Source organism: Pseudomonas sp. R62 (assembly GCF_000257605.1).
In the GTDB taxonomy this organism is placed as follows: Bacteria; Pseudomonadota; Gammaproteobacteria; order Pseudomonadales; family Pseudomonadaceae; genus Aquipseudomonas; species Aquipseudomonas atacamensis.
On the sequence record NZ_JH635998.1, the window covers coordinates 2,193,855 to 2,205,964 of the forward strand.

10 protein-coding genes and 1 pseudogene are annotated in these 12,110 nt (G+C 60.0%); 5 read left to right on the forward strand and 6 right to left on the reverse strand.

Translation table 11 applies throughout. The features are described 5' to 3' along the window. Positions 1-109 precede the first annotated feature (109 nt). The 5 genes from glmU (at position 110) to OQK_RS10905 (ending at position 6,028) form a co-directional block, all read left to right on the forward strand. A complete protein-coding gene (gene glmU / locus OQK_RS10885) occupies positions 110-1,477 on the forward strand; it encodes a bifunctional UDP-N-acetylglucosamine diphosphorylase/glucosamine-1-phosphate N-acetyltransferase GlmU (protein WP_016772408.1) in 1,368 nt (455 codons plus the stop codon). Positions 1,478-1,684: 207 nt separating this feature from the next. After that, positions 1,685-2,461 (forward strand): DeoR/GlpR family DNA-binding transcription regulator, encoded by a 777-nt coding sequence (locus tag OQK_RS10890; protein ID WP_016772409.1) that lies wholly within the window; start codon positions 1,685-1,687, stop codon positions 2,459-2,461. A gap of 2 nt (positions 2,462-2,463) precedes the next feature. Beyond that, positions 2,464-4,296: a glutamine--fructose-6-phosphate transaminase (isomerizing) gene (glmS, locus tag OQK_RS10895; RefSeq protein ID WP_016772410.1), complete on the forward strand. Its 1,833-nt coding sequence runs from the start codon at positions 2,464-2,466 to the stop codon at positions 4,294-4,296. A gap of 74 nt (positions 4,297-4,370) precedes the next feature. Next, positions 4,371-5,297 (forward strand): LysR family transcriptional regulator, encoded by a 927-nt coding sequence (locus OQK_RS10900; protein WP_016772411.1) that lies wholly within the window; start codon positions 4,371-4,373, stop codon positions 5,295-5,297. Between the two features lie 104 nt (positions 5,298-5,401). Then, positions 5,402-6,028: a glutathione S-transferase family protein gene (locus OQK_RS10905; protein WP_016772412.1), complete on the forward strand. Its 627-nt coding sequence runs from the start codon at positions 5,402-5,404 to the stop codon at positions 6,026-6,028. A 7-nt stretch (positions 6,029-6,035) separates the two neighbouring features. On the opposite strand, the gene OQK_RS10910 is transcribed toward OQK_RS10905, so the two are convergent. The 6 genes and pseudogenes from OQK_RS10910 to OQK_RS31180 form a co-directional block, all read right to left on the reverse strand. Beyond that, positions 6,036-7,166, reverse strand: a complete 1,131-nt coding sequence (locus tag OQK_RS10910; protein ID WP_016772413.1) for a glycosyltransferase family 4 protein — start codon at positions 7,164-7,166, stop codon at positions 6,036-6,038. Beyond that, a complete protein-coding gene (locus OQK_RS10915) occupies positions 7,167-8,297 on the reverse strand; it encodes a glycosyltransferase family 4 protein (protein WP_016772414.1) in 1,131 nt (376 codons plus the stop codon). Further along, positions 8,281-9,648 carry a glycosyltransferase family 4 protein gene (locus OQK_RS10920; RefSeq protein ID WP_016772415.1) on the reverse strand — a complete coding sequence of 456 codons (1,368 nt, stop codon included), beginning with the start codon at positions 9,646-9,648 and terminating at the stop codon, positions 8,281-8,283. The genes OQK_RS10915 and OQK_RS10920 overlap by 17 nt, the downstream gene beginning before the upstream one ends. Beyond that, positions 9,645-10,898: an ABC transporter ATP-binding protein gene (locus tag OQK_RS10925; protein ID WP_016772416.1), complete on the reverse strand. Its 1,254-nt coding sequence runs from the start codon at positions 10,896-10,898 to the stop codon at positions 9,645-9,647. The genes OQK_RS10920 and OQK_RS10925 overlap by 4 nt, the downstream gene beginning before the upstream one ends. Further along, positions 10,898-11,695: an ABC transporter permease gene (locus OQK_RS10930; protein ID WP_016772417.1), complete on the reverse strand. Its 798-nt coding sequence runs from the start codon at positions 11,693-11,695 to the stop codon at positions 10,898-10,900. Before OQK_RS10930 ends, OQK_RS10925 begins: the two co-directional genes overlap by 1 nt. Then, a pseudogene (locus tag OQK_RS31180) lies at positions 11,696-12,110 on the reverse strand (cupin domain-containing protein); the annotation flags it as partial.

A 12,110-nucleotide genomic window follows, 5' to 3' on the forward strand; every position in this document is an offset into this window, starting at 1 on the left:
CGCTTATTGTGCGATTGATAAAAAAGGGTAGCCTCGGCTACCCTTTTTTCTTTTCCGAATTCCCACAAACCGGTCGCAGTTGCTGACCACCCAGGATTGGTAGCCAGTCATGTCTCTCGAAATCGTTATCCTCGCGGCCGGTCAAGGCACTCGCATGCGCTCGGCGCTGCCCAAAGTGCTGCACCCGATTGCCGGCAACTCCATGCTCGGCCATGTTATCCACAGCGCTCGGCAACTTGATCCACAGCGCATTCACGTGGTGATCGGTCACGGTGCCGATGTGGTGCGTGAGCGTCTGGCAGCTGATGACCTGAATTTCGTGTTGCAGGACAAGCAACTGGGCACTGGCCATGCCACCGCCCAGGCGGTGCCATTCATTGATGCCGACACTGTGCTGATTCTTTACGGCGATGTGCCGCTGATTGAAGTCGAAACCCTGCAACGTCTGCTCAAGCATGTCGTGCCGGGCCAGATGGGTTTGCTCACTGTTGAGCTGGACGACCCGACCGGTTACGGCCGCATCGTGCGTGATGCTGACGGCAAGGTTGCGGCAATCGTCGAGCACAAAGACGCCAGCGAAGCGCAACGTGCGATCACCGAAGGCAACACCGGCATCCTCGCTGTGCCGGCCGATCGTCTGGCGGACTGGATGAGTCGCCTGTCGAACAACAATGCGCAGGGCGAGTACTACCTCACCGACGTGATCGAAATGGCGGTCAGCGATGGTTTGGTCGTGGCTACCGAACAACCGCACGACCCGATGGAAGTGCAGGGCGCCAATGATCGCAAGCAGCTCTCTGAACTGGAGCGTCATTACCAGTTGCGCGCCGGCCGTCGCCTGATGGCTCAGGGCGTGACCCTGCGTGACCCGGCGCGTTTCGATGTGCGTGGCGAAGTCAGCGTAGGCCGCGATGTGCTGATCGACATCAACGTGATCCTGGAAGGCAAGGTGATCATTGAAGACGACGTACAGATCGGCCCGAACTGCGTGATCAAGGACAGTACCCTGCGCAAAGGCGTGGTAATCAAGGCCAACAGTCATATCGAAGGTGCCATTCTCGGTGAAGGCAGCGACGCCGGTCCCTTCGCGCGTTTGCGCCCGGGCACTGTGCTCGAAGCGCGCGCCCATGTCGGTAACTTCGTTGAGCTGAAAAATGCTCACATGGGCGAAGGTGCCAAGGCTGGCCACCTGACCTATCTGGGCGATGCCGAGATCGGCGCACGCACCAACATCGGCGCCGGCACCATCACCTGCAATTACGATGGCGCCAACAAGTGGAAAACCGTCCTGGGCGCTGACGTGTTCATCGGCTCCAACAACTCGCTGGTCGCCCCTGTGGATATCTCCAACGGTGCAACCACTGCAGCTGGCTCTACCATTACGCAAAATGTGGATAACGCTCAGCTTGCGGTTGGCCGAGCCCGTCAGAAGAACATTGACGGCTGGAAGCGCCCGGAAAAAATCAAGAAATCCTGATTTATCCACAACCTCCTGTGGGAGCGAGCCTGCTCGCGAATGCGGTCTGTCAGTCACGTCTTCAGTGGCTGAGACTGCCCTTTCGCGAGCGGACTCGCTCCCACAGGCATTTCAATCTTTCTGAATTTTTCTCCCCGCGTCTTGACGGCAACCTTTCGATAGAGTTTCATTGCTTGCGTTATCTTTCGAATCGAAACTTAAGCTGCCATGTCCAAGCGCAATACTCCTCAACGTCGCCATAACATTCTCGCCTTGCTCAATGAGCAGGGCGAAGTCAGTGTCGACGAGCTGGCCAAGCGTTTCGAAACTTCCGAAGTTACGATTCGCAAGGATCTCGCGGCGCTGGAAACCCATGGTCTGTTGCTGCGTCGTTACGGCGGGGCGATCACCATGCCGCAAGAGCTGGTCGCAGAAACGGCGCAGAGTATTTCCAAGTACAAGCAGGCGATCGCCCGCGCGGCGGTCAAACGCATCCGCGAGCACGCGCGCATCATCATCGACAGTGGCAGCACCACCGCCGCGATGATTCCCGAACTGGGCCAGCAACCGGGTCTGGTGGTGATGACCAACTCGCTGCATGTCGCCAATGCCTTGAGCGAACTGGAACACGAGCCGGTGCTGCTGATGACCGGCGGCACTTGGGATCCGCACTCGGAATCCTTTCAGGGCCAGGTCGCCGAGCAGGTACTACGCTCTTACGACTTCGATCAACTGTTCATCGGCGCTGACGGTATCGATCTGGTGCGCGGCACCACCACCTTCAATGAACTGCTCGGCCTCAGCCGGGTGATGGCCGACGTTGCGCGCGAAGTCATCGTCATGGTCGAGGCCGACAAGATCGGTCGCAAGATTCCCAACCTGGAGCTGCCCTGGAGCAGCATCCATACCCTCATTACCGATGATCGCCTGTCTGTCGAGGCACGCGATCAGCTTCAGGCCCGTGGGATCACTTTGATCTGTGCGGCTGTCAGTCAGGAGAAATAACCATGTGTGGCATTGTCGGCGCAGTAGCTGAACGTAATATCACCGCCATCCTTCTCGAAGGCCTGAAGCGCCTCGAATACCGCGGCTATGACAGCGCCGGTGTGGCGGTTTATACCAACGACCAGACCCTGGAACGCATGCGCCGTCCAGGCAAGGTCAGCGAACTGGAAACCGCGCTGGCCGAACAGCCGCTGGCCGGGCGCCTCGGTATCGCCCACACCCGTTGGGCTACCCATGGCGCGCCGTGCGAGCGCAATGCCCACCCGCATTTTTCCGGTGACATTGCGGTGGTGCACAACGGCATCATCGAGAACCACGAAGCTCTGCGCGAACAGCTGAAAGCGCTGGGCTATGCGTTCAGCTCGGACACCGACACCGAAGTCATCGCGCACCTGCTGACCCACAAGCTCAAGGAACAACCGGACCTGACTGCCGCGCTCAAAGCGACCGTCAAGGAGCTGCATGGCGCCTACGGTCTGGCAGTGATCAACGCACAGCAACCGGATCGTCTGGTCGCCGCGCGCAGTGGCAGTCCATTGGTGATCGGCCTGGGCCTGGGCGAGAGTTTCCTCGCTTCCGACCAGTTGGCTCTGCGTCAGGTCACTGACCGCTTCATGTATTTGGAAGAAGGCGATATCGCTGAAATCCGTCGCGACAGCGTGCAGATCTGGGACGTAAACGGCAACGCTGTCGAGCGCCAGACCGTGCAGTACACCGACGGTGCCGAAGCCGCCGACAAGGGCGAGTTCCGCCACTACATGCTCAAGGAAATCCACGAACAACCGGCGGTGGTACAACGCACCCTCGAAGGTCGCCTGGGCAACAATCAGGTGCTGGTTGAGGCCTTCGGTCCACAAGCTGCCGAGCTGTTTGCCAAAGTGCGCAATGTGCAGATTGTCGCCTGCGGCACCAGTTATCACGCCGGCATGGTCGCGCGTTACTGGCTCGAAGAACTGGCCGGTATTCCGTGTCAGGTCGAAGTCGCCAGCGAATTCCGTTATCGCAAAGTGGTGGTGCAGCCGGACACGCTGTTCGTGACCATTTCGCAGTCCGGCGAGACCGCTGACACCCTCGCGGCCCTGCGCAATGCCAAGGAGCTGGGCTTCCTCGCCAGCCTGGCGATCTGCAACGTCGGCATCAGCTCGCTGGTGCGTGAATCCGACCTGACCCTGTTGACCCAGGCCGGTCGCGAAATCGGCGTGGCCTCGACCAAAGCCTTTACCACGCAACTGGTCGGCCTGTTGCTGCTGACCCTGTCGCTGGGTCAGGTGCGCGGCACTCTGGCTAATGGCGTCGAAGCCACACTCGTCGAAGAACTGCGTCGCCTGCCGACCCGTCTCGGCGAAGCGCTGGCGATGGACAGCACCGTGGAAAAAATCGCCGAGCTGTTCGCCGAGAAAAACCACACCCTGTTCCTCGGCCGTGGCGCGCAATTCCCGGTCGCGATGGAAGGTGCATTGAAACTCAAGGAAATCTCCTACATCCACGCCGAGGCCTACCCGGCCGGCGAGCTCAAGCACGGCCCGCTGGCACTTGTGGATAACGACATGCCGGTGGTCACTGTCGCGCCGAACAACGAGCTGCTGGAAAAGCTCAAATCCAACCTGCAGGAAGTCCGCGCTCGCGGCGGCGAGTTGATCGTGTTCGCGGATGAGAAGGCTGCGATGACCAACGGCGAAGGTACCCACGTGGTGCAAATGCCGCACATCCACGACATTCTCTCGCCGATCCTTTATACGATCCCGTTGCAACTGTTGTCGTACTACGTCGCCGTGCTCAAGGGCACCGACGTTGATCAACCGCGCAACCTGGCGAAATCGGTCACCGTGGAATAAGTTATCCACCGTTGATCCAAGCTCCCACAATCGCAGCCTCGGCTGCGATTGTCGTATCCGCCCGGAGGAATTCGATGGACCGCTTTCAGGAAATGCAGATCTTCGTTGTTGTCGCCCAGGAGCAAGGCTTTTCGGCGGCGTCGCGGCGTCTGGGTCTGTCGGCGGCGAGCGTCACCCGGGCGGTGGCGGCGCTGGAGCAGCATATCGGTACGCAGTTGCTGGTGCGTACCACGCGCACTGTGCATCTGACTGAAGCCGGGCAACGTTACTGCGATGACTGCCGGCGGATTCTTGCCGAGGTGCAGGAGGCCGAGGATTCGGCGGCAGGCAGCCATGCCTTGCCGCGCGGGCAGTTGACGATTACTGCGCCGGTGCTGTTTGGCGATCTGTTCGTCACTCCGGTCATGGCCGATTACCTCTGTCGCTACCCTGATGTGTCGATCAATGCGCTGTTGCTGGACCGGGTCGTCAACATGGTCGAGGAGGGCATTGATGTCGCGGTGCGCATCGGTGAGCTGCCGGACAGCAATCAGCATGCGATTCGCGTCGGGGAAGTGCGGCGGGTAATCTGCGCTTCGCCGGGGTTTCTGGCTGAACATGGCCGCCCGGAGCATCCGCAGGCCTTGGCCGGGCTGCCGGTGGTGGCGACGTCGGCGATCGGTCAGCAACGCAACTGGCCGTTTCTCGACGGCGGTGAAGCACTCAGTGTGCGCACCGAACCGCGCCTGACCGTCACGGCCAATCAGTCGGCGATCACCGCTGCGCGCAAAGGCCTGGGCCTGACGCGAGTGCTGTCCTATCAAGTGGCGGACAAAGTCGCGGCGGGGGAGTTGGAAATCGTCCTCGCCGAGTTTGAATTGCCGCCGTTGCCGATCCATGTGGTGTATCAAGGCGGGCGCAAGGCGCCGGCGCGGATCCGCAGTTTTGTCGACTTCGCCGTGAAGGCGCTGCGCGAGCATCCGGCCTTGAACGCAGCGGCGTTATTGCACGAGATGAAATAATCGATTGCAGTGGGTGGTTATTCTGTTGTTCCGGCAACCCATGGATGATGACTCCATCGGCGCGCTCATCCCCGTAGCGACGTCACTTTCCAGCGGAGTCGACCATGCAAGCGATCAAACTCTACAACTTTCCCCGTTCCGGTCACGCGCACCGCGTCGAGTTGATGCTGTCGCTGCTGCAACTGCCGACCGAGCTGATCTTCGTCGATCTGGCCAAAGGTGAGCACAAGCAGCCGCAGTACCTGGCGATCAACAGCTTTGGCCAAGTGCCAGCGATTGATGACAACGGCGTGGTGCTGGCCGATTCCAACGCGATTCTGGTTTATCTGGCGCAGAAATACGGCAACGGACGCTGGCTGCCGGCCGACCCGGTGGGCGCAGCGCATGTGCAGCGCTGGCTGTCGGCAGCGGCGGGACCGATTGCCTTTGGCCCGGCGGCGGCACGCCTGATCACGGTGTTTGGTGCGCAACTGAATGCCGAGGAAGTCATTGGCCGTGCGCACAACCTGCTCAAGGTCATGGAGCTGGAGTTGGGCAAAACAGCGTATCTGGCGGGCGAAGAGCCGACCATCGCTGACGTGTCTGCCTACAGCTACGTTGCTCACGCGCCGGAGGGCAATGTCTCGCTGGATGACTACGCCAATGTTCGCGCCTGGCTGGCACGGATCGAAGCGTTGCCGGGTTTTGTCGCGATGCCGCGTACGGTGGCAGGGTTGCAGAAAACCGCGTGATCTCCACTCAAGCGTAGGACAGAGCCTTTTCAGCCAGCAGTTCCTGATACAGCTCTGTCCACTTGCGACCCATCTCATCGGCGGTGAACAACTGCCGATAGCGCGCTTCCGCTTTGACCCCCATCTCGGCAGCACGCTCAGGGTTTTCCCAAAGCGTACGCATGGCTTCACGAAAGGCCTGTGGATTGCTCGGTGGCACCACCAGTCCGGTTTCGTTGTGGATATTGATGAAACTGGTGCCGGTGCCGATTTCGCTGGAGATCATCGGTTTGCCGTACATCGCGCCTTCGAGCAGCGAAATCCCGAAAGCCTCGGAGCGCAGGTGCGAAGGAAATACGATCGCGTAACTCAATTGCAGCAACGCCACTTTGTCCTCGTCACTCAGTCGGCCGAGAAAGTGAATATTGCGCAGGCCCAGCGCGGCGGCCTGTGCATGCAGTTCCTGCTCCAGCGGACCGGCACCGACGATCACCACGGGATAATCGATGTCTTTGAGCGCATCGAGCAGGATGTGCAGCCCCTTGTAATAACGCATCACCCCGACGAACAGAAAGAACTTATCCCCAAGCTCTTGGCGCCAGCGGTTCATGCGTTCGGTATCAGGCTGTGGATAACCTGCTTTATTCAGGCCGTAGGGGATAACGCGGGTCTTGTCCTGAAACTGCTGCAGCACATCGCTGGTGTGCAGATAGTTCGGCGATGCAGCAACGATGCGGTCGGCGCTGGCGAGGAAGCGATTCATCAGTGGCCGATAGAGCTTGAGCAGATGCTTCTGGCGAATGATGTCCGAGTGATAGGTGACCACGCTCGGCTTGTTCACGGCGCTGGCGAAATGCACCAGGTCCATGAATGGCCACGGGAAGTGATAGTTGATCACGTCGGCTTCGGCGGCCAGCTCACGGAACTGCTTGAACACGCTCCAGGAAAAACCGGTCGAGGCGAACTGAATATCCAGCTTCGCCCGATGTACTTCGTGCTGGCCCAGTTGCACCACAGGCGGCGTCGGATTGGTGCTGAGGGTCAGCACTTGCCCATCGATGCCATGCTGGGCGCCGCTTTCGCACAACTGAAAGATGACTTGTTCGATGCCGCCGACCGAATCGGGCAGGTACGTCTTGAAGAAATGAAGAACGCGCATTCAACCTCCCATGGCCTGGCGATAGGCACCGGCCGTAGCCTGTGCACAACGTTGCCAGGAAAAAAGCCGCGCCTGCTGCAATCCTGCTTCGCGGCAGGCCTGCCAATGCTGCGAGTCGTCAAGCAGACGGCTCATTGCATCGCGCACGCCCTCGGCATCGTCCGCTTCAATATAGTTGCCAGCCGCACCGGCCACTTCCGGCATCGCCGAAGAACGGGTGGTCACCACCGGCGTGCCACTGGCCATGGCTTCCAGCACCGGCAAGCCAAAGCCTTCATACAATGATGGAAATATCAGCGCCCGGGCGCCGGCCAACAGTTGGGCCAATTGCTCATCGGGCAGATAGCCGAGCAGGCACACGTGGCCGCTCGCCAATGCCTGGCGCAGTGGCTCGCTGAACTGCTCGCGCTGCCAACCGGCCATGCCCGCGATCAACAAGGGAAAGCGCTGGCGCACAGCGTCTGGCAGCATGGCGTGGGCCTGCAACGCCAGGCTCAGGTTCTTGCGTGGCTCCAGGGTGCCGACACAGAGGAAATATTCCCGCGCCTGGACGGCGTGAGCCTTGAGCACACTGTCGATTTCCTCAAGTGGCCGAGGATGGAAGCGTTCGGCCACACCCAACGGCGCCACCACGAATCGCTGTGCAGGGAGGTTGAAATAGGTTTGCGCCTCGTCAGCGATCGCCTGCGAATCGGTCAGAATGACCCGCGCCTGCTCCACGCCGGCGGCCAGACGACGTTCGATTTCCCTCAAACGTGCTGGTGGCTGGGTTTCTGGAAAATGCAGGTGCGTCAGATCATGCAGGGTGATCACGGTCGGGCCGTCGAAGGCCAGGGGCCACAGGCTCGGCTCGTGATAAAGATCGAGCCCTTGTGCACGCCCCTGATCAAAACGTTTCTGCTCCAGCCAGCGGCGCGCCTGATAGGCCCCGGGAATTTTCCGCAGCAATGGCGTCATGCGCGAGTAGCCGGGCATGGCTGCGGCCGGCAGGGCCGAACTCCAGCCCCATCCGTGAAACAGGCTTACGTCCACATCGGGTTCGCTGCGCAAGGCGTTGACCAGTTCGGCGACGTAGTGGCCAATGCCGGTGCGCGGTGCTTGCAGGATGCGGGCGTTAAGAGCAATGCGCATGCGGCCTCGCTTGCACGCGCGGGGCCTGCTGAACATGGGCAAGGCTGCGTGTCGCCAACTGCTCACTGGCCTCGCGCCAGCCGATCCAGCGCCAGTCAGCGACGTCGCGGGCGGCGGGAAACTGTCCGCTGCGCTGATAGGTTTCGATCAGATCGGCAAGGCTTTGTGGATCCAGCAGATCGAAATACGCCATGAACTGGCCACCGATTTCGCGGAATACCGCGATGTCGCTGCCCATTGCCGGCAAACCGCGCTGCATGGCTTCCACCAGCGGCAGGCCGAAGCCTTCAACGAACGAGGGGAAGACCAGCGCGCTGGCCTGCGTGTATGCGTATTCCAGGCTGGTGTCGCTCAGGTCATTGAACATGAACAGGCGCCGATTCAGTTCCGGATGATTGTGGATTCGCTCGAGCAGCGCGTCGCATTTCCAGCCGATACGTCCGGCGATGCACAGGCGTGCCGTCGAGCCGGCAGCCCAGGCGCGTTCGAAGGCGTCGAGCAGGTACCCATGGTTCTTGCGCGGCTCGATGGTGCTGACCATCAGAAATACCGGGCCGGATGCAGCGAACAGATCCTTGAGGCGTGGTTCGATCGTTGCCGTGCCGTGATGCAGGTCGAGCTCGGACCCCAGATAAAAGTAATCGAACCAGCGCTTTTCAGTCTGCTCGGCACCGATTCTGCGTTGCAATTCACCACGCACCTGATCACGCACCGTGGCGGAAATTGCCATGTAGCCGTCGGCCGTGCGGGTAATCCAGTCGAACCACTCATTGAAAACTTCGACCAGACGCGTGTCGTAAAACTGCGGATGCGTCAGCGGAATCAGGTCGTAGATCACCGCGATCATGCCGACGCCGTCGCGTTTGAGCTGCTCGACATGGGCGAAAAAGTCCGAGTGCCAGGATGAATCCAGCAGCACCAGTTGATCGCCCTGATGGTGTTGAAGCGGCGAGCAACGTTGAAGCAGCTGCCTGCGGTTGATCCGTCTGACGAGCCGAATCGGCAGGCCGAGCACGGCAAACTGGGTCAACCGATAGCTGACATAAAGGAGCCGCCGCGCCAGTTTCGAAGTGCATAGCGCATCGCGGCGCTGATGCCACTGCCAGAAACGATGGGCGAGGCGCTCCAGGCGTTCACCGAAGGTTTCCAGGCTGTTCCAGAACGGTGTATCGAGAGGCGCCAGTTGCAGCACGCGGTAGAGCTGGCGATTGATCACCACCACCGGCATGCACTCAACGCCGTCAGCGCTGGCGGGCAGCTGCTTGATGACGTTGCGCACCACGCGCTGAATCCCCGAATTGACCTTGGGGTGTTTGAATACGTGAGTGCATTCAACCAAGAGGCGGGTCATGGCGCACGCTCGACAGGCCGGGCCTCGGTTTCACGGGTAATGGTGGTTTTTGCGTCGAGCCAGGCACAACCGACGAAATCCTCCCGTGGGTTGTTGATCACGTGGAACACCAGTGCGTAGTCACGCCACTCGAAATTGCGATCCAGGTGCGAGTCCAGACGCGACAGGCTAAGGGACACCGAATAGTTGCCTTTGCCCAGGCCCATGATGAAGGCGAAGCGATAAGTGAAGCGTTCACCGGCGCGCAGATCGGTCAATGCCTTGTTCAGCCGGTGGGTGTTGATGCCGTACATCATCTGGCCCAGTCGATCCTTGAGGATAAAGCCCAGCACCAGGCGTTCGATGTCCTCGCGTACCTCGACCTGCACTTCTAGCACCACCGGTTGGCCGACTTCGACAGCGTCAATGCTGCGCTGGTTTTCATCGAGCAGGCGTACGCCGAGAATCGCCGCCTCGCCGGTGCCGGAAACCGTTTGCACCTCGCCGCCGGCGAGCGTTTCCTGGCGTACGACCTGACCCTCCCGTTCGGCCATCAGCGCGTTGTAATAATCCAGAACCGGCTCCGGTTTGTCGCGCATGGCCACGCGCCCGTCCTTGAGCAGGATCGCCGAGTCGCAAATCGACTGAATCGCGAAACGATCATGGGACACGATCAATAACGTCGTGCCGGATTTACGAAAGCTGCGGATGCGTTCGAAGCTCTTGTGCTGAAAATAGGCGTCGCCCACCGACAGTGCTTCGTCGACGATCAGGATGTCCGGGCGCCGAGCCGTGGCGACGCTGAACGCCAGGCGCATCTGCATGCCGCTCGAGTAAGTGCGCACCGGGTGATCGATGGCTTCGCCGATTTCGGCAAAACGCTCGATATCGGGCATCAGGGCCTGGATTTCTTCAAGCTGCATGCCCAACAACTGACCGGCCATGATTGCGTTCTGCCGACCGGTAAAGTCCGGATGGAAACCCATGCCCAGCTCCAGCAGGGCTGCGACGCGCCCTTGCAATTCAATCTTGCCTTGGGTGGGTTGAGTGGTGCCGGTGATCATTTTCAGCAAGGTGCTTTTGCCTGCACCGTTGGCGCCGACGATACCCACCGCTTCACCCGGAGCAATCTCGAATTCGACATCTTGCAGCACCCAGTGCTGTTGATGGCGGATCGGCGAAAACGGAATCAGCCACTCAGCCAGCCGTGCCCAGCGGTTTGGGTATTGCTTATAGGCCTTGCCCAGGCCGGTGACGCGAATATATCCCATCAGAGTTCATCCACCATTTCGCCGACGCGCTGGCGAAACAGTCGCAGACCGATCAGACAGAACACCACGCCGGTAATGAAAACCGGCAGCAGCGAACTCCATACCGGCCACTGACCGTAGAGAAACAGGTTCTGATAACTGCTGAACAGGTTGGTCAGCGGGTTGAGTTGCAGCAGGCGCTGCACCCATTCCGGCAGGATCGTGATCGGGTAGACGATCGGTGTCAGCCAGAACCAGAACTGCAGGCAGATGCCGAACAACTGGCCGACATCGCGAAAGAATACGTTCAATACGCCAAGGACCATGCCCAGCCCGGCGCAGAACATCATTTGCACAGCAATCAGCGGAATCAGCGCCAGCAGAGCCATCCCCGGCCAGCGCCCGGTGACCAGCAGAAATCCGAGAAACAGGCTGATGATGATGGCGAAATTGATCCCGGCGTTGATTAGCACGATCACCGGCAGGCAGATCCTCGGGAAGCTGATTTTCTTCAGCAGGTTGGCGTTTTCCAGAAACATGTTCTGGCTGCGCAGGGTGATTTCGGAAAACAGTCCCCAGGCCAGCAGACCAGCGCACAGGTAGACACTGTAGGCCATGCTGTCGTCCACACCCGGTAAACGTGCGCGCATGATCTGGGAAAAGATCACCGTGTAAACGATGATCATCGACAGCGGATTGAAGATCGGCCATAGCGCGCCGAACAGCGAGTTGCGATAACGCGCTTGAAACTCGCGCTGCACGCTGCCGAGGATGAATCCACGGTAGTTGTGCAGCGAGCGGTACAGGGAAAGCAGCATTCAGACCGTCCTGCCGTATTGATCTTCGAAGCGAACGATATCGTCCTCGCCCAGATATTCGCCGCTTTGCACTTCAATGATGACCAGGTCGATCACTCCGGGGTTCTCCAGGCGATGCTTGTGGCCGGCAGCAATGAACGTCGATTCGTTCTTGGCGACCAGAGTCGTGCCGGAACCGTTGTTGGTGACCTTGGCCATGCCTTCGACCACCACCCAGTGCTCGTTGCGGTGATGGTGCATCTGCAAAGACAGCTTGCCACCGGGTTTGACCACGATGCGCTTGATCTTGAAGCGCGGGCCTTCTTCCAGAACGGTGTACGTGCCCCACGGGCGGCTGACCGTGCGATGCAGGCGGTAGGCTTCGTGGTCTTTTTCCTTCAGTTGCTTCGCGACGCGGCGTACATCCTGGGCGCGG